Genomic DNA, 18660 nt, shown 5'->3' on the forward strand with positions numbered 1-18660 from the left:
TTACTTATTTCACCATATCGTTGTTAAAGAACTATTTTATTAGGTGTTTAACTGGTTTTTCATTATTTAAATTGAAATGTTATGTTTTTAAGTTAATTCATCAATAATCATTTTATGATGAAAAATAATTAACTGAAAATCATTTATTTAAATAAAACAACATTAGTTCTTGTGTTTATTTGAAAGAAATCTATTGCACAGTAATTTTCAACTCTATAAATTCGTTTCTACAAAATTTAAATTTAGACAATGAAAAAACTGTTATTCGGCGCATTTGCTTTGTCAATGCTAGCTGCGTGTAATGCGGGTGAAGATCACCTGCTTAATCAGGAACAAACTGATGATTTAACATCGGGTAGTTCTGTGACCCAAAGAGTATGTCCTTCTGAGGACATCAGGAAGGAGGCTTTGGCCAATAATCCTGACCTGATGGCCAGATTTGTTGACAACGAAAGTAAAACTGAAAAATTTATTGACGATCTTAAGATGGGAAGAGTATTGGCTGATGGTACAGTAGAAATTCCTGTCGTTGTAAATGTACTTTACCGAACTGCTGCCGAAAACATTTCTGATGCGCAAATTGCTTCGCAAATCGCAACGCTGAATAATGATTTTGGAGGAACAAATTCCGACGTGAATAAAATTCCTTCCGAATTCGCTTCTGTTGCGGCTGGTGATACCAAAATTAAATTCCGTTTAGACCGCGTTATCCGTAAATCGACCACGGTAAGATCATGGAGAACAAATGATGCCATGAAGAAGACTTCATCAAAAGGTCAGGATGCCTTTAAGCCAGCTAACTATTTCAATATATGGGTTGTTGGTGATATGGGTGGAGTTCTTGGTTACGCAACTTTCCCTGAATCTGCAGGGCTTTGGAATGACGGTGTGGTAATTGCCGGAAAATATTTCGGTACTACCGCAAACGCGCCATACAACTTGGGACGAACTGCAACTCATGAAGTGGGGCATTACCTGAATCTTCGTCATATTTGGGGCGACGGAAACTGTGCTACAGATTATGTAGATGATACGCCAACGCAACAGGACAAGAATTTCGGGAAACCAACTTATCCGCAGTACGATCTTTGCGGCGGAGTTAACCGTTCAATACAGTTTATGAATTATATGGATTATGTTGATGATGCTGCGATGTATATGTTCTCTGCAGGACAAAAATCTAGAATGCAGGCGATTACAAATGCATCAGGTGCAAGATCAGGACTTAGAATTTACTAGAAAAAACTTGTTTCAATTGATAATCTACCGGTTTTCCGGTAGATTTTTTTTTATTTATAAAGCGTTTGTTTTCAACTGATTTAAAAAATTAACTTTTTTTAGCATTAGTTTGCGCGGTTTTTGATATTGAATGTTGAAATTTAATTTCAACATTTGTGTTTTTAGAATCCACTGCAACATGCCGTGGATTCTTATTTTATTGATTGTCAGACTAAAGATTCAAATTGAGTAAATAATTTCACTTTAATTTTGTTATATCAGAAATTATATATTTCTTTGCTGTATTCTAATGCCTTTAAAAGCGAAAGAATAAATTTTTTTTCATCATTTGTGTTTATCCACCGGAGTCATCTGGTGGATTTTTTTTGGCTGATTATCTGAATTTTAATTCTGCTAAAACCGGAAAATGGTCAGACGGGTAAAGCAAATTTTCTCGCCTGTCATTAATGGTTCTTATTGAGATACACTCAAACCTTTTTGTGAAAATATAATCGATTCTGTCCTTTGGTATTGTGTTTACATCAAAAGCTGTAAAAGTTCCGGTTGGGCCGTAATGCGGTTTTACCGAATGGTAGAATGAGTTGTTGAGGTTTTCTGACAGAAGTTTGATGGGTTTCGTATCATCTGTAAGATTAAAATCGCCGGTAAGAACCACGGGAAGATTTTTTGTATTTGAGTTTTTCATCTTATCCAGAATTAATCGCGCAGACTTTTCCCGTGCGACATTTCCCACATGATCGAAATGAACATTAAAAGCCCAAAACTTCTTACCGCCCTTTTTCGTTTTAAAAAGAGCATAAGTGCAGACTCTGTTGTAAGCAGCGTCCCAGCCTTTTGAGGGTTCTTCAGGTGTTTCGCTCAGCCAGAAAGTTCCCGATTGCAGAACCTGCAGCTTTTCCGTATCGTAGAAAATGGCTGAATATTCGCCATTATTAGCTCCGTCATCACGTCCAACGCCAACGAAATCATAATTTTTAAGACCTGTTTTGATGTCCGCCATCTGTTGCGGAACCGCTTCCTGAACGCCCATTACATCAGGGTGATAGTAATTCATCAGTTTTAATGCGTCATCTTTTCTGTTGATCCAGGAGTTTTCTTTGTCGGAATCCAGCGAAAGTCGAATGTTAAAGGTCATTACATTTAAATTCTGAGCATTGATGTTAAGACATAAAAATGTACCGATCAGGATGATTAGATTTTTCATTTTAAGTTGAATTTTACAGGGTTAAAGGTAAATGTTTTAATGCGCTTTTCCTGAAATCCAAGCTGTTTTCTTAAAAACGGTCAGTTCAATAACTTTTCCTTACTTTTGCACCTCGAAAATACTCATTACTAATTGCTTAATATATATGTTGTCAGTTCAGGGCCTAGGTCTTCATCACTCAGGGAATTATCTCTTTCAGAATGTAAATTTTACCATTAAGAAAGACGATAAAATTGGTCTCGTCGGTAAAAACGGAGCCGGAAAATCTACGCTTCTGAAAATGCTCACCGGCGAAATTAATTTCTACGAAGGAAATATCGTTCCTGAAGGTAACATTACCATCGGATTCCTGAAACAGGATCTTGATTTTGTAAAAGGCAGAACTGTTTGGAATGAAACCCTGCAGGCTTTCGAACAGATCAACGCAATGAAAAACGAGTTGGATGAGGTGAATCATCAGCTGGTTACGAGAACTGATTATGAAAGCGATTCTTATGAGAATTTGATTCATAAAATGACCGAATTGAATGATCTTTTAATGCATCACGATGCCTACAATCTGGAAGGTGATGTAGAAAAAGTTTTGTTAGGTTTAGGTTTTAAAGCCGACGATTTTCATAAAATCACCGACGAATTTTCCGGAGGATGGAGAATGAGGATCGAACTTGCAAAACTGCTTCTTCAGAAGAATGATCTGATGCTTCTCGATGAGCCTACGAATCACTTGGATATGGAGTCGATCATTTGGCTCGAAGAGTTTCTGAAAGATTATCCGGGCGCTATCGTTTTAGTGAGTCACGATAAACAGTTTATGACCTCCGTCTGTAACAGGACTTTCGACATCAACAATAAAAAAGTTGATGATTACAAAGCAAATTATACAAAATATCTTGAATTAAGTAAAGAACGTAAAGAAAAACTTACGCAGGCAAAGAAAAATCAGGATGTTGAAATCAAGCAGATGGAAGATAACATCAACCGTTTCCGCGCTTCGGCAACCAAATCATCTTTCGCACAGTCTTTAATTAAGAAACTCGATAAAATCGAAAGAATTGAAATCGATAACGAAGATGTTTCCAAATTCAATATCCGTTTTGTACAGTCGGTTGTGCCTGGGAAAGTAATTTTCGAAGCTAAAAATTTAGGTAAAGCTTACGGACACAAACAGGTTTTCGATAAAGTTGATTTCTTTGTAGAACGTGGTGACAGAATCGCGCTTCTTGGGCAGAACGGACAGGGAAAAACAACTTTGGCTAAGATTCTTTCCGGGGAAATTAGAGATTATTCAGGTGAGTGGAATCTTGGTCATAACGTGAACATCGGCTATTTCGCGCAGAATCAGGAAGAGGTTTTAACACCGAATAAAACGGTTCTGGAGGAAGCGGAAGACGCTGCAACCGAAGAAACCCGCCCGAGAGTCCGCGACTTGTTGGGAAGCTTTCTTTTCCAGGGTGATGATGTTCAGAAAAAGACGAAAGTGCTTTCCGGAGGGGAAAGAAACCGTTTAGCGTTGTGTAAATTGCTGCTTCGGCCTTTCAATACGCTGATCATGGATGAGCCGACGAATCACCTTGATATTCAGTCCAAAGAAATTATCAAACTTGCGCTTCAGAAATTTGAAGGAACCTTAATCGTAATTTCTCACGACAGAGAATTTTTACAGGGACTGAGCGACAAAATATTTGAATTCCGCGATGGAAGAATGAAGGAGTTTTTAGGAGACGTCAATGAATATCTGGAATTCCGTCAGAAAGAAAGTATCCGCGAGGTTTCTGCCGAGAAATCGAAACTGCAGGAATTACGAAACGAACCTGTTGTAGAAAAAGTGGTTGAAAAACCGGTAGAAAAGAAAACCGTGATTGTTTCCAAAAATCAGAAGGTCATTCAGAACAAAATCAAGAAAGTTGAAGAAAAAATCGCGGAACTTGAACTGAAGATCGAGGAAATGGAAGCGACATTCACCAAAGAAAATCCGTCCGAGGAAATTTTGGAAAAATACAATAGCCAAAAAGCAGAACTGGATCTGGCTTTGCAGGAATGGGAATTCCTTGGAACGCAATTGGATTAAAGCCATCGCAGCAAATCTATAAATCATCACCGAAGAAATCCGGTGATTTTTTTTGTGCTGATCGGCTGATAAGAAGTCGCGTCGGAATTTGATTAAAAACTTCTAAAATTGGTGGGTTTGAAGAAATATCTGGCGGTTTTCGTTTCGTCAGCATTTACATCTAAATCATACCACGGTGAAATTTTTTTATCAAAAGGATTTTTCAGTAAATGGATCGATTGAGCCGGCGTAAACCCTTCTGCCAGCAAAAACAGTTTCTTTCCCTGCTGATTTTCAGAAACACCTGCAATAAAAACGATATGCCCCGGACTTCCCGCAGTAATCAGGATGTCACCAGTTTTTAGATCCCGCGTATTCAGGACCGGCTTTGTTTCTTTATTTAGAGAAATCGTTCCGGCATAATTAAAAACCAGATCCAGGTACTTCCGGAAATTTTCTCTGGAATCATCAAAGTTTTCTGTTTTTCGAAACTGTACCGCATTGCCATTGACAATTGCGCGGGTTCCGTTTTTATAGTCGTTCCACGTCATTAAATCTCCGCTGGTAAAATGAAATTTAATTTCGTCGTATTTTTTTAATTTAAATAAATATTCTGCCCGTAACCGAATAATCGCATCGGCACATTGCTGCAAATCTTTTGTTCCAGTATCAATATCAAAAATAGCTTCATGGAGATGTTGTGTTTCGATTTCTGTTCCGTCATATTTCAGGATAGGAGAGCCGTATGCTTTCAGTGGAAAAGATTCAATATATTCCGCAAAGGAAAATGGTCGTGAAGTTGAATATTCGTAACCATCTGGTGCAGGAAATCTTTCCTTGATCGTGTTTTGATCTTTTTTTATTTTTATAAGAGATGGTGTTTCCAACCTTTCAGAGCCTTCACTGCCGTTGTTTTTAGCTGAAGAATCTGTTGTTTTATTACAACTTAAGACGAGAAATAATAAAGTAGAAAGAAATACTGTTTTCATCTATTAAATATAATTAAATTTCCGAAGCGAGATTATCGTTCTTCACTGTTCCCATATTCTAAAACATAGTACCAACTGCCTTACATCCGACCGAATTTCCTATCTTTGAATTTCAAATTAAAATTCAATGAATCACAGTCCTGTAGAAGGTTTTTCTAAACTTTCTAAACAAAGAAAAATCGATTGGCTCATCAAAGAATATCTTAATGACGACCGCAGTTACGAGCAGATTTTACAGCAATACTGGAATGGCGATGCAACGCTTCAGAAGCTTCACGAAGAGTTTTCCGAAAATACAATTTCCAACTTTTATATGCCGTACGGAATCGCACCCAATTTCCTTATCGATGGTAAATTGCTGGCGCTACCAATGGCAGTTGAGGAAAGTTCTGTTGTTGCAGCAGCTTCCAAAGCAGCCAAGTTCTGGATCGATAAAGGCGGTTTCAAAACGACCATCATTAATACTAAAAAATTAGGTCATACCCATTTTATTTTAAATGTAGAGCCTCATAAACTGCAGCATTTTTTCAATTTTAAACTGAAGAAAAAACTGTTTGAAGCAACAGAGGAAATCACCAAAAACATGAGAAACCGCGGCGGCGGAATTCTTAATATCCGTCTGATCGATAAAACCGCGGATCTTGAGAATTATTTCCAGCTGAAAGCCAGTTTCGATACGGTGGATTCTATGGGAGCTAATTTCATCAACTCCTGTCTGGAGCAATTCGGAAAAACTTTGAAAGAAGAAGTGGCGAATGAAGAAGCTTTTACTCAGGAGGAAAAAGATTCTCTGCAGATTGTGATGAATATTTTATCGAATTTTACACCTGACTGTATCGTTAGAGCTGAGGTTTCCTGTAAGATTGAAGATCTGAAAGACGACAGCGGAATCTCCAATGAAGAATTTGCAACTAAATTTAAGAGAGCTGTAACGATTGCTGAAATCGAACCTTTCCGCGCAACCACACATAACAAAGGAATCATGAACGGTGTTGACGCTGTAGTAATCGCGACCGGGAATGATTTTCGGGCTACAGCAGCCTGCGCTCATGCGTACGCAGCGAAGGACGGAAAATACACCAGTTTGACACACTGCACGATTGACGACGGCATTTTCAGATTCTGGATTGATCTGCCGATTTCTGTCGGTGTTGTAGGCGGTTTAACGAATCTTCATCCCCTCGTGAAATTTTCGCTTGCACTTTTAGGAAAGCCTTCCGCGCAGGAACTCATGAGTATTCTCGCGGTTTCAGGCCTGGCGCAGAACTTTGCGGCGCTGCGTTCTCTGGTAACTACGGGAATCCAGAAAGGTCATATGAAAATGCACCTGTTCAATATTTTGAATCAGTTAGGAGCTACTGAAGAAGAAAAAAATCATTTCGTTACGTACTTTAAAGATAAAACCGTGACACATCACGAAGTGATTACGGAGTTCAATAATTTGAGAAACAAAAATTAGAAAATGTTTCAACTGTTTTTAGGCCTGTTGCTTTTAATTTTCGGAGTCTTTCTGAAAACGACAAAAGATCAGGGATTTGCAAAATCGAAGAAATTTGCCTGGATGTTTATTGGAATTGGAATTCTTTCAGTTGTAGGGCAGTTATTAATCATGTATCAAAAAGGAGAATTATAATATGAAGACATTTACGTTAGTTGTCGGCGCGGTTTACGGACTGCTTTCCGTTATTTTAGGTGCATTCGGTGCGCACGCATTAAAGAAAGTTTTATCGGTGGAAAAACTCACGAGTTTCGAAACCGGAGTAAGATATCAGATGTATTCCGCATTGTTTTTACTCATTGTGGGTTATATTTTAAAATTCGAAACTCCTTCAGAAAAATGGATTTCGATTTTAATGATCGCAGGCACATTTATTTTTTCGTTCAGTATTTACCTGTTGGCGTTCAATGGCGTTTCCGGAATGAATTTTAAATTCTTAGGACCCATTACCCCAATCGGCGGACTGATGATGATCATTTCATGGGCAATGCTGATTTTTTATTTTCTGAAGAATAAAATTTAATTATGAAGCTAAAACTCGCCATTATTAGCGTGCTGTTGTTTGGAGTTTTTTCTGCACAGCAAATGAAAGAATATAAGGTAGGAACACCTGTAAAAATAGCGGTTCCTTCCAATTATGTTAAAAGTTACAACCTGAATGATTTTGCTATCGCACAGTTTAGCAATGCGGTGAATGAGAAATATGTAGTTGTTATTCAGACGGAAAAAGAACATCTTAACTCAGTTCAGGTTTCATTTGCAGATATTGCAGAAGCAGGCAATTATTATGTAAAGTCTCTGTTTGATGGATTAGCTGAAAACGGTAAAAAAACAGTTTCCGCACCTAAGAAGATGAAAATTGGTAATAATGATGCCGCAGAACTACTGGTTCAGGGAACATTTATCGATGAGGAAGACCATACAGAAACTGATCTTTTTTATCACCTGACGGTAGTTGAAACTCCGGCTTATTATTATCAAATAATTTCGTGGAGCCAGTTAAAAGACCGTAACAAAAATTTAAGTGAATTCATGAACATTGCAAAATCTTTTGCTGAATTATAAGAGGAATTTATGTTCTTTTTCATCGCAGGAAACACCAAAAAATTAGTCGGTCACGAAACCAGAAAAATCAGTAAGAACGGTTTTATGGTGAATGCTGAGATTAAAGTCTTCAAAAATTACATCACCTTATTTTTCATTCCGCTTATTCCTTTAGGAAAAAAGTACAGTATTTATATTCCGCATACAGATGAATATTACGCGACTGATTATTTTTCTAAAATGCCAGAGAATTATTTAGAAATCTGTAAAGACGTCGGTAGAAAATTTTAAAAATGACCAAAGCAAGAATCGCATTATTCATCGGGATTTTGTGTATTTCCATATTTCCCGTCATCGTCCGCATGAATCTTACGTCGGGACTCATTTCTGCATTTTACCGAATGGCAATTGCAACTGCCATTCTTTTGCCTGTGGCGCTTTACAAAGGGAAACTTGGTTTAAAGAACCGTAAACTGATACTCCCGATTGCGATTTGCGGAATACTTTTCGCCTCAGATATTGCCGTCTGGAATATCTCGATTCAGCACTCATCAGCAACCCAGGCAACGCTGCTGACAAATCTTTCACCGATTTGGGTGGGCGTTTTTTCATTTGTTTTTCTGAATTACCGCCCCAGAAAAAGCTTCTGGCTGGGAACATTGATCGCTTTAATGGGAATGATGGTTTTCGTTGGTGTTGACACGATTTTAGAATTGAAATTAGACACCGCTTTTTTCCTCGGAGTTTTATCGGGATTACTATATGCTTTATATATTTTAGTAAGCAAAACAGTTTTGGAAAAAGTTGAAGTGATCACTTTTATCACCTACAGTATGATTTTCTCTACGGTTTTTCTCTTCATTGTAAATATCGCTTTTGGGGAGGAATTTTTTTGGTTTTCCAGTCAAGCCTGGATTTCGCTTTTTGTTCAGGGAATCGTATGTCAGTTAATTGCGTGGCTGCTAATCAGTTATGCGACTCAAAATATGAGGGCGACCCGCGTTTCGCTAAGCCTTCTCAGTCAGGCTATTTTTGCGGCGCTTTTGGCTGCAGTGTTCATCGGTGAAAAAATTACTCCCGTTCAGATGATTGGAAGCATCATCATATTGGCAGGCATCGCAACCACTTTCTATGAAAAGAAAAAACAGGAAATAGCGTAACCTTAACTTTATAAACCGTTTGGTGACAAAAATCTTGTAGGTTCAATCATTATCTTCTCAAATTTTCTTAAATTTGTCAATCTTTAAAAAAAATTAAATCTAATTCAAATATTATGAATCTTCACGAATACCAATCTAAAGAGATTTTGGCAAAATATGGAGTAAACATCCAGAGAGGTTTTGTCGCAAACAATGTCGAAGAAGCTGTAGATGCCGCTAATAAATTAAAAGAACTCAACGGAAATGAAGGCTGGGTAGTAAAAGCTCAGGTTCATGCCGGTGGTCGTGGAAAAGGCGGTGGCGTGAAGTTTTCGCCAAATTTGGATAAACTTAAAGAAAACGCAGGAAACATCATCGGAATGCAGTTGGTAACTCCACAAACTTCCGCTGAAGGTAAAAAAGTGAATTTCGTTCTCGTAGCCGAAGATGTTTATTATCCGGGAGAAACAGAAACAAAAGAATTTTATGTTTCTATCCTTTTAGACAGAGCTCAGGGGAAAAACATGATCGTATATTCTACCGAAGGTGGTATGGATATTGAGCACGTTGCAGAAGTAACTCCACATTTGATTCATAACGAGGTAATTGATCCTGCTGTTGGTCTTCAGGGTTTCCAGGCAAGAAAAATCGCTTTCAACTTAGGTTTAAGCGGAGATGCTTTCAAGGATTTCACAAAATTCATCACTAATTTATACAGCGCTTACGTAGGTATTGACGCATCACTTTTTGAAATCAACCCGGTTCTGAAAACTTCAGATAACAAAATTATCGCGGTAGATGCTAAAGTTTCTTTAGATGACAACGCACTTTTCCGTCACAAAGATTTAGCAGTATTAAGAGATACAAGAGAAGAAGATCCTACAGATGTAGAAGCTGGCGAAGCTGGTCTTAACTTCGTGAAACTGGACGGTGACGTTGCATGTATGGTAAACGGAGCTGGTTTGGCAATGGCTACAATGGATATTATCAAACTTTCTGGCGGTAACCCTGCAAACTTCCTTGACGTTGGTGGAACTGCAGATGCAGAAAGAGTTCAGAAAGCTTTCGGTATCATCCTGAAAGATCCGAATGTAAAAGCAATTCTGATCAACATTTTCGGTGGTATTGTACGTTGCGACCGTGTAGCTCAGGGTGTTGTGGATGCTTACAAAGCAATGGGAAGCCTTCCTGTTCCTTTGATCGTGAGGCTGCAGGGAACCAACGCTGTCGAAGCGAAGCAATTGATCGACAATTCAGGTCTTCCTGTACATTCAGCAATTACGCTTGAAGAAGCTGCCAATAAAGTAAAAGAAGTTTTAGGTCACTAAGATTTCAATTAAATAAAAAATCCGTTCAATTAATTTTGAACGGATTTTTTTTGTTTTTTAGGAGCCGGGAACCTGCTTTCCGCTCTATCTTTTTCTCCTCGTTCCTCGTCAAAAAAGGGTGCCGCTTCAATCAGGGCTAGGGAGCCGTTATAAAAAAGAAGACTATTCCTGAGCCGGACTCCCGGAATCAATCTGCGTCTGTGTTGCCAGCTGAATTCCGTTCTCATCGAGTTTTTTCTTGATTCTTAAAAGCGCCTCGCTGCGAATATGTGCGATCTTTTCTCCGGTTTTCATCTGAAACCTTGCTTCCAGATAGAAGATTCCGAGACTTTGTTTCAGGAAAATTACTTCTGCAGAATCCTTATTATCGGCAAAATCAAAAGTGTGGATTTCATCCAGAATCACTTTTTTAGCTTTATCTAAGTCCTCATTATTGGGGATTTCTAAATCGATGAAAATTTTTCTTTGCGATGACGCAGAATAATTAATGAATGGCGCACTGAAAATAAGCTGATTCGGAATGTAAACTTTCTTGCCTTCATCAGTGATAACTTTAGTGGTAAGAAATCCAATCGTTTCCACGGTGCCTGAAATTCCTTTAATTGAAACATAGTCGCCCACAGCAAATGCTTTATCAAAACTGATCAGCATTCCCGAAAACATTGAAGAAACCAAATCCTTCAGCGCAACACCGGCAATCACACCGGCAACACCCAAACTTCCCAGGAATTTCATCACAAATCCGCCCAATCCCATAATTTCAAAAGCGATAAAAGCACCCATTAAAATAATGAGGAATTTAAAAACCCCGATCAGCGTAACGATGGAGTTGCTTTTGCTGTTCGGAAACAGCCGGTGAAAAATCTTTACTGAAACTTTACTCAGATAAGAGCTCATCATCAGAATCAGAACAAAGACAATAATTCCGACGGCGATATTGGGTGTGGTTTCTGCGAATTTGGTGTACCAGCGTTCCAGAACGCGGTAAACGATATCTATGTATTTAATTTTAGTTACATCTACTTCCATATTTCAAATATATCCTTTTTAAAAGGTTTTGACCAAACAAATTTCAGTCCAGAGAATGTTAACGGGTAAACTTGAAAATTCATTATCTTTGCCCTCCACAAGAAAGACGGCCTGTTGATTCCGGGAAACTGGGGTAGGAAAGTCCGGACACCACAGAGCAGCGAAGCGGGTAACACCCGTCGGTCGCAAGATCAGGACCAGTGCAACAGAAAGTATGTATATTAATTTATAGTGAAACCAGGTAAACTCTTTGCGGTGCAATGTTAAGTATATCGGATTCCCGGTTCGCCGGGATAGGAGTTGCTCGCTCCAAAAACCGAGGGGTAAACAGCTAAAGTTTTGCAGTAATGTAAAGCGCAGATAAATAACAGGCATTTTCGTTTCGGCGAATTTACAGAATCCGGCTTACAGTTTTTCTTGTGGTTTTTTAATGAAACAGAAAAAGCAGAAATTTAGGTTTCTGCTTTTTTGGTTTTATTAATGAATACTTTCATTGAAATAATCACGATCGCAAGTCCCGAAAGGGTGATGAGCCAATACAACAAACTGAATTTTATTTCCTGAAAATACGTGGGAATTGTATTGTTATAAAAGGCAAATATTGATACGATTACATTATTAAGAAAATGAGTAACGATGGGATAAATAATATTTTTGCTTTGATAAAATATTACTGATAGAAAGATGCCCCAAACGAAGGTTGGCAAAAGATTGCTAAGATCCTGAAAATGAATTATTGAAAAGCAGAAACTGGAAACAAGTATAGCTTTTAAGAGAGAGTTTTTCTGCAGCAATTGCATGAAAATAAACTTTCGGAAAACAATTTCTTCAATAATTGGTGCAGCTATAATTGAGGAAAATAAATAAAAGTAAGCAGAGCTATTAAACTCAGAAATTTTTTGAGTACTCTTTATGACCGTAAAGTTGTGATTAAAAATGTAATTGTATCCGTTAATAAAAATCTTATTGAACAGTATTATTCCTACTACAATAAAGAAAATTAAGAAGACTGATGAAAAGTGTACAGTCCGAATTTTGTTGGTTTCTATCAGTGGGGATTTAATGAATAATCGGTAATAGATATAAAAAGAGAGTAAATTTAGGCTTGTGGAAATAATTTCGATTGGTACTAGATGTTTTTCAGCGGTCAAGTCAAAAACCTCAATCAGTAAAATGGGGATTATTTGAAATATCTCTAAAATAACAACGAAAGAAACTGTTACAAAAATCGCTCTCCAAATCGTCATCTCTATTCGCTTTCCAATTGCTTTCTTGCTCCCTCCAGCTCTTTCTGGTCAGCTTCCGAAAGTTTCGGGAATTTCAGATTCATTCCTTCCAGTGCATCAATGATAATCTGTATCGCGGCAACTCTGGCGAACCATTTGTCATCCGCCGGAATCACAAACCAGGGCGCGTAATCTTTTGAAGTTTCGTTGATGGCGTCTTCGTAAGCCTTCATGTATTGGTCCCAAAGTGCACGCTCAGGTAAATCTCCCATGGAGAATTTCCAGTTTTTTTCCTGCTCATCGATGCGGTCGAGAAATCGTTTTTTCTGTTCGTCTTTAGAAATGTGGAGAAAAATTTTGATAACGGTGGTGCCGTTTTCTGACAGGTGTTTTTCAAAATTTCTGATGCTTTCGTAGCGTTCTTCCCAGAATTTTTCATCAAAATCCGAAACCGAATCCCATACTTTTTCGTTCAGATTATATTCCGGATGTACTTTACACACCAAAACGCTTTCATAATGGCTTCTGTTGAAAATCCCTATTTTTCCTTTTTCTGGAAGTGCGATATAATGACGCCACAAAAAATCATGTGAATATTCTTTCGGACTTGGCGATTTAAAACTGTGTACTTCGCAGCCCTGAGGATTTACGCCGCCGAAAACATGTTCAATGAGAGAGTCTTTTCCTGCGGCATCCATGGCCTGAAGTACGACAAGTAAAGATTGTCCGGAGTCTGCATAAAGCCGTTCCTGAAGTTCACGGAGTTTTACTTTTTCATCAACAAGCATCTGCTCTCCATCTTCTTTTTCAAGTTTGCTTTTATATTCGGTTTCGGTATCATTGATCGAAAATTTACCTTTAACAATAAAATTGTCGCTGAAATCTAAATCCATAATTCTTATTTTCCTTAAAAATAAAAAAATCACTCCATTTACGGAGTGATTTAAGCTTTAAATTGTGGAATATTATTAATTCGCTGCTTTTTTAGCATTTTTTCTGGCAGTAGCTGCAGGTGCAACTGTTGCTTTTGCAGATAACTCAGCTGCGGGTGCAGCGACAGCCTGTACCTCTTTTCTGGCAGCAGCTTCAGGAGCTACATTACCGTCAACAGTTCCTTTGATTGTGATTACGGATCTACTGCTTTCTGTATCGTTAGAAAATACTTCAATAATTTTGGTAAATGGTCCTACGATGGTGGTGTTGTAACCTACTTTAATTTGAGCAGTTTTTCCGGGCATGATTGGGTCCTGGCTCCATTCCGGAGTGGTGCATCCGCAAGAAGCCTGCACTTTGGAAATAATAAGCGGCTTGTCACCTGTATTTTTCACGGTAAACATTCTGTGACCATCAGCACCGGTTTTCACGGTACCATAATCGTAAGTAGTCTTATCAAAAGAAATAGTTTGTGCAGATACAAATGCGAAAGATGCTGTTAAAAACAGACCTGCAAATAGTTTTTTCATATTTTTAATTGTTATTTTGATTTATTGATAAAAATTGAAGGACAAAGTTAAAAATTATTTCAATACCTGAATAATTTTTTTTATTTACCTATTTTTGCATTTATTAAGATAAAGAAAGATCCTATGCAGATTTCAGACAAATACAGCCCGCAGGAAACGGAAAACAAGTGGTACAGTTACTGGCTCGAAAATAACTATTTCCATTCAGAGCCCAATGAAAAGCCTCCTTATACCATTGTAATTCCGCCGCCAAATGTAACCGGAATTCTTCACATGGGTCACATGCTGAACAATACTATTCAGGATGTATTGGTAAGACGCGCCAGAATGCAGGGTTTCAACGCGTGTTGGGTTCCGGGAACAGATCACGCATCGATTGCTACGGAAGCTAAAGTGGTAGCAAAACTGAAGTCTGAAGGAATCAACAAATCGGATATCACAAGAGAAGAATTCCTGAAACACGCCTGGGACTGGACCGACAAATATGGCGGAACCATACTCGAACAGCTTAAAAAGCTTGGTTGCTCCTGCGACTGGGAAAGAACCCGTTTTACTATGGAACCGAAGCTTTCTCAGCAGGTAATCAAATCTTTCGTTGATCTGTACAACAAAGGTTTAATTTACAGAGGCTACCGTATGGTCAACTGGGATCCGGAAGCGAAAACCAATATTTCCGATGAAGAGGTAATCTTTAAGGAACAGAATGGTAAACTTTATTATTTAATATATAAAATTGAGGGAACTGAAGATTTTCTTTCAGTGGCAACCACGCGTCCGGAAACAATTTTCGGGGACACCGCAGTCTGCATCAATCCTAATGATGAAAGATATGCGCACTTAAAAGGTAAAAATGTAGTAGTTCCGATTGCAAACCGTGTAATACCGATTATTGAAGATGATTATGTCGATATCGAATTCGGAACAGGAGCTTTGAAAATTACGCCGGCTCACGATACGAACGATTACGAAATCGGTCAGCGTCATGGTTTGGCAATGATCGATTCTTTGGATGATGATGCCAATTTAAACAGCCACGGACTGCATTACGCAGGAAAAAACCGTTTCGAAGTTAGAAAAGCCATCGCGAAAGAACTTGAAGAAAAAGGACTTTTGCTGAAAGCTGAAGATTATGTAAACAAAGTAGGAACTTCCGAGAGAACAGGAGCCGTGATTGAACCTAAAGTTTCCGTTCAGTGGTTCCTTAAAATGTCGGAAATTGCAAAACCTGCCTTAGATGTGGTGATGAATGATGAGGTGAAATTTCACCCTGAAAAATTCAAAAACACCTACAAACACTGGATGGAAAACATCCGCGACTGGAATATTTCACGTCAGTTATGGTGGGGACAGCAGATTCCGGCCTATTTCTATGGTGAAGGAGAAAACGATTTCGTGGTTGCCGAAACCATTGAAGAAGCTCTGGAGTTAGCTAAACAGAAATCTCAAATCTCAGATCTAAAAATTTCAGATCTAACACAGGACGAAGATGTCCTCGATACATGGTTCTCTTCCTGGTTATGGCCAATTTCCGTTTTTGATGGAATGCTCGATACCGAAAATAAAGAAATCGATTATTATTATCCGACTTCTGACCTTGTAACCGGTCCCGATATTATTTTCTTCTGGGTGGCACGGATGATTATGGCAGGTTTGGAATACAGAAACGAAGTTCCCTTCAAAAATGTGTATTTCACAGGAATCGTACGGGATAAGCAAAGACGCAAAATGTCGAAATCGCTTGGTAACTCTCCGGATCCTATTGAACTGATTGAAAAATATGGTGCTGATGGAGTTCGTGTAGGGATTCTATTGAGTTCGGCTGCCGGAAACGATTTGCTTTTCGATGAAGAGTTAATGCTCCAGGGCCGTAATTTTGCAACCAAAATCTGGAATGCCTATAAACTCACCCAAGGCTGGTCTCAGGACGAAAGCATGAAAGCAAACGAATCCGACAGGCAGGCAATCGAATGGTTCGGAAACCAAATGGATAAAACCATTGCCGAAATTGCCGATCAGTTCGAAAAATTTAGAATTTCAGATGCTTTACATCTTGTTTACAAACTTGTTTGGGATGATTTCTGCGCCTGGTATCTGGAAGTGGTGAAACCGGCATTCGGTCAGCCCATTTCCAAAGAAGTTTATGATCAGACAATTGCATATTTCGAGGAATTAATGAAAATGCTCCATCCTTTCATGCCGTTTTTATCTGAGGAATTATGGCAGAATATCGCTGAACGTTCACCGGAAAATGCACTGGTAATTACGCAGCAAAGAAAATCCAAGCCTTTCAGTGAGGAACTTATCAAAAACTTTGAAATCTCAAAAGAAATGATTTCCGGGGTAAGAAATTACCGCCAGAGCAAAGGAATTTCACCAAGAGAAGTGGTTGAAGTTTTCACCAACGCAGAATCTTTCAGCAATGAAAATCTCGTGAAAAAATTAGCGAATATTTCTGACATTAATTTTGCACGAAAGACCGATAAACCTAGTTTTACTTTTCTGGTGGGCGGAACAGAAATTTCTATTCCGTTAAGCGAAAACCTTGATCTTGCTGAAGAAAAAACCAAAACCGAGGAAGAATTAAAATACCTGAAAGGTTTCCTGATTTCAGTTGAGAAAAAACTTTCTAACGAAAAATTTGTGGCTAACGCAAAACCTGAGATTGTAGATGCTGAGCGTAAAAAACAGCAGGATGCACAGGATAAGATTGCCTTATTGGAAGAAAAGATGAAAACGCTCTAAACAATCATTTTAAAAATGACTCACCTTAAAAATATCGCCAAACTTTTCAACAAAAATTTTGTTGAAAGTCCTTTGATTGAAACCTTCGATGGAGGAAAAATACATCTTTCCACCGGAAAAATCGTTGCCTGCGATCCTTTGATTACCAATGATATGGCTGCTTTTAAAATTAATTTCCCACAAGGTGATTTTCCGGTTTTGGTGCATAAAGAAAGGGAGAGCAACTGTATCGCGTATGTAGAAATCGTTTTCAGTGATGCGCAGATTTCTGAATGGAAACTTGCCACAACCGAGGGTCAGGATATCGATGAACTGAAAGGTGAGGAAATTTTCGGGTATCCCGTTGAAAGCGGGATGGGCTGTTTTATGGATGTTGAAACTCAGGATTGCCTCAATCATTTGGAAACAAGATTATTTCACCGAAAGGGCGCCGAGTTTATGGGAATTTACGAAGAATTTTTCCATGAATATTTTTTTGACGAAAATGGGGCTATTGACCAGTTTGCGTTCCTGAAGCCAGATGATGAAAAACCCGGAAATATCTTTGCTTTCGAAACAGGTTATGGCGAAGGATTTTATGCAAGCTACATCGGTTTCGGAGTGGATGGTGAACCGGTAAAAATTGTATCAGAGTTCATTGAAATTGAAGTTAATTAAAAGTTAAATAATTTCTTAATCTGCAATTAAAAGAATAGTTTTGTTTGTCTTCAAAAATTATTAAATCCCTACAGAAACTATGAATATCACTTCTGAACAACCGAAAATTATTGTTGTTGGCAGTTCTTCCATAGATTTGGTGCTGAATACTGAACATCACCCAAAACCTAATGAAACGGTGATGGCAATAAAATCGGAGAGTTTCTTTGGTGGCAAGGGTGCGAATCAGGCCGTAGGAACAGCAAGACTCGGTGCAAGCGTATATTTTATAGGTTGTATTGGTGTAGATCCTTTCGGACAGCAAATTCTCAGGAATCTGGTTGATGAAGGAGTGAATGTAGGTTATGTAGCCGAAACCGAAGAGTCCGCCACCGGAACGGCATATGTTACCGCTGCGGGTGGAGTAAATTCTATTGTCGTGGTTCCCGCGTCTAATTATTGCCTCAAACCACAACACATTGCCAATGCTGAAAAGTTTTTTGAAACTGCTGATTTGGTTTTGCTCCAACTTGAAATTCCGATGGATGTAGTTGAATTTACAGTCGAGTTAGCAAAGAAAAACAATGTAAAAGTTGGCATTTATGCTTCTCCGGCGAAAGAACTTTCAGTTCAGGTTTTGGAAAGCGCAAGTTTTATCGTAGCAAAGAGCAATGAATTATCCATTGTTTTCGGGCAGGAAAAACGGGAAGAGATTCTGAAAAAGTATGCGAACAAACTTTTTGTACGGGATGATTCAAATTCTACTACGTACTTCAACGGTTCCGAAATGAAATATTACAGGAACGATCACGATTCTGTACTTCACAAACTGGGCATGGGCGATGCTTTCGTCTCCGGTCTTTCGATTGCACTCTGTCACGGCAATTCTGTTGATGAATCAGTAAAATTCGGGAATGATGTTTCGCTGAAAGTAACCAAAAACAGAGGTTCACAACGCGGTCTGCCTTATCTTAAAGACTTCGCGGGACAATAAACAGTTATCTCCTGCATAGTGAAATTGGCTGTCAATAACAGGAATTCGTTAATTTTAGAACTTAATATTTCACTTTAAAAAA

Annotated in this window: 18 protein-coding genes and 1 other RNA gene; 13 read left to right on the forward strand and 6 right to left on the reverse strand. The window is 38.5% G+C overall.

Annotation, left to right across the window (positions count from 1 at the left end):
* Positions 1-249 precede the first annotated feature (249 nt).
* Entirely contained in the window at positions 250-1239 is a 990-nt protein-coding gene (locus tag KTV93_RS08355) for a zinc metalloprotease (protein ID WP_218248499.1), read from the forward strand.
* Positions 1240-1612: 373 nt separating this feature from the next.
* Here KTV93_RS08355 and KTV93_RS08360 read toward each other — a convergent pair whose 3' ends face one another.
* Positions 1613-2443, reverse strand: a complete 831-nt coding sequence (locus KTV93_RS08360; RefSeq protein ID WP_218248500.1) for an endonuclease/exonuclease/phosphatase family protein — start codon at positions 2441-2443, stop codon at positions 1613-1615.
* 145 nt (positions 2444-2588) lie between these two features.
* Here KTV93_RS08360 and KTV93_RS08365 point away from each other — a divergent pair, with 145 nt between their 5' ends.
* Positions 2589-4511 carry an ABC-F family ATP-binding cassette domain-containing protein gene (locus KTV93_RS08365; RefSeq protein WP_218248501.1) on the forward strand — a complete coding sequence of 641 codons (1923 nt, stop codon included), beginning with the start codon at positions 2589-2591 and terminating at the stop codon, positions 4509-4511.
* A 92-nt stretch (positions 4512-4603) separates the two neighbouring features.
* Here KTV93_RS08365 and KTV93_RS08370 read toward each other — a convergent pair whose 3' ends face one another.
* A complete protein-coding gene (locus KTV93_RS08370) occupies positions 4604-5479 on the reverse strand; it encodes a DUF4846 domain-containing protein (protein ID WP_218248502.1) in 876 nt (291 codons plus the stop codon).
* 127 nt (positions 5480-5606) lie between these two features.
* Here KTV93_RS08370 and KTV93_RS08375 point away from each other — a divergent pair, with 127 nt between their 5' ends.
* The 7 genes from KTV93_RS08375 to sucC all read left to right on the forward strand — a co-directional run bounded on the left by KTV93_RS08375 (position 5607) and on the right by sucC (position 10488).
* Complete coding sequence (locus tag KTV93_RS08375) at positions 5607-6938, forward strand: hydroxymethylglutaryl-CoA reductase, degradative (RefSeq protein ID WP_218248503.1); 1332 nt, start codon at positions 5607-5609, stop codon at positions 6936-6938.
* Between the two features lie 3 nt (positions 6939-6941).
* Positions 6942-7112 carry a hypothetical protein gene (locus KTV93_RS08380; RefSeq protein ID WP_218248504.1) on the forward strand — a complete coding sequence of 57 codons (171 nt, stop codon included), beginning with the start codon at positions 6942-6944 and terminating at the stop codon, positions 7110-7112.
* Position 7113: 1 nt separating this feature from the next.
* A complete protein-coding gene (locus tag KTV93_RS08385) occupies positions 7114-7500 on the forward strand; it encodes a DUF423 domain-containing protein (protein WP_218248505.1) in 387 nt (128 codons plus the stop codon).
* 2 nt (positions 7501-7502) lie between these two features.
* Positions 7503-8042, forward strand: coding sequence for a hypothetical protein (locus tag KTV93_RS08390; protein WP_218248506.1), 540 nt, complete (start codon positions 7503-7505; stop codon positions 8040-8042).
* A gap of 9 nt (positions 8043-8051) precedes the next feature.
* Entirely contained in the window at positions 8052-8312 is a 261-nt protein-coding gene (locus KTV93_RS08395) for a zinc ribbon domain-containing protein (RefSeq protein ID WP_218248507.1), read from the forward strand.
* A gap of 2 nt (positions 8313-8314) precedes the next feature.
* Positions 8315-9181, forward strand: a complete 867-nt coding sequence (locus KTV93_RS08400; RefSeq protein ID WP_218248508.1) for a DMT family transporter — start codon at positions 8315-8317, stop codon at positions 9179-9181.
* Between the two features lie 113 nt (positions 9182-9294).
* Positions 9295-10488 carry an ADP-forming succinate--CoA ligase subunit beta gene (sucC, locus tag KTV93_RS08405; protein ID WP_218248509.1) on the forward strand — a complete coding sequence of 398 codons (1194 nt, stop codon included), beginning with the start codon at positions 9295-9297 and terminating at the stop codon, positions 10486-10488.
* 162 nt (positions 10489-10650) lie between these two features.
* Here the strand turns inward: sucC and KTV93_RS08410 are convergent, their stop codons facing one another.
* The gene (locus KTV93_RS08410) at positions 10651-11517 is read right to left on the reverse strand and encodes a mechanosensitive ion channel family protein (protein WP_218248510.1); all 867 of its coding nucleotides are present in this window, start codon (positions 11515-11517) and stop codon (positions 10651-10653) included.
* A gap of 98 nt (positions 11518-11615) precedes the next feature.
* Here KTV93_RS08410 and rnpB point away from each other — a divergent pair.
* Positions 11616-11941: RNase P RNA component class A (rnpB, locus tag KTV93_RS08415), an RNA gene on the forward strand.
* A 28-nt stretch (positions 11942-11969) separates the two neighbouring features.
* Here rnpB and KTV93_RS12590 read toward each other — a convergent pair.
* The 3 genes from KTV93_RS12590 to KTV93_RS08430 form a co-directional block, all read right to left on the reverse strand.
* On the reverse strand, positions 11970-12764 hold the full coding sequence (locus KTV93_RS12590) for a CPBP family intramembrane glutamic endopeptidase (RefSeq protein ID WP_218248511.1): 795 nt from the start codon (positions 12762-12764) through the stop codon (positions 11970-11972).
* A gap of 2 nt (positions 12765-12766) precedes the next feature.
* Positions 12767-13636 (reverse strand): polyphosphate kinase 2 family protein, encoded by an 870-nt coding sequence (locus tag KTV93_RS08425; RefSeq protein WP_218248512.1) that lies wholly within the window; start codon positions 13634-13636, stop codon positions 12767-12769.
* A gap of 75 nt (positions 13637-13711) precedes the next feature.
* On the reverse strand, positions 13712-14206 hold the full coding sequence (locus KTV93_RS08430; protein ID WP_218248513.1) for a DUF1573 domain-containing protein: 495 nt from the start codon (positions 14204-14206) through the stop codon (positions 13712-13714).
* A 123-nt stretch (positions 14207-14329) separates the two neighbouring features.
* Here KTV93_RS08430 and KTV93_RS08435 point away from each other — a divergent pair, with 123 nt between their 5' ends.
* From KTV93_RS08435 to KTV93_RS08445, 3 genes are all read left to right on the forward strand, one after another.
* Complete coding sequence (locus KTV93_RS08435; RefSeq protein WP_218248514.1) at positions 14330-16948, forward strand: valine--tRNA ligase; 2619 nt, start codon at positions 14330-14332, stop codon at positions 16946-16948.
* A gap of 15 nt (positions 16949-16963) precedes the next feature.
* A complete protein-coding gene (locus KTV93_RS08440; protein WP_218248515.1) occupies positions 16964-17605 on the forward strand; it encodes a DUF4241 domain-containing protein in 642 nt (213 codons plus the stop codon).
* Positions 17606-17684: 79 nt separating this feature from the next.
* Positions 17685-18578, forward strand: coding sequence for a ribokinase (locus KTV93_RS08445; RefSeq protein ID WP_218248516.1), 894 nt, complete (start codon positions 17685-17687; stop codon positions 18576-18578).
* Positions 18579-18660 lie beyond the last annotated feature (82 nt).

Origin of the sequence: Kaistella faecalis (assembly GCF_019195395.1) — a bacterium.
Lineage (GTDB): Bacteria > Bacteroidota > Bacteroidia > Flavobacteriales > Weeksellaceae > Kaistella > Kaistella faecalis.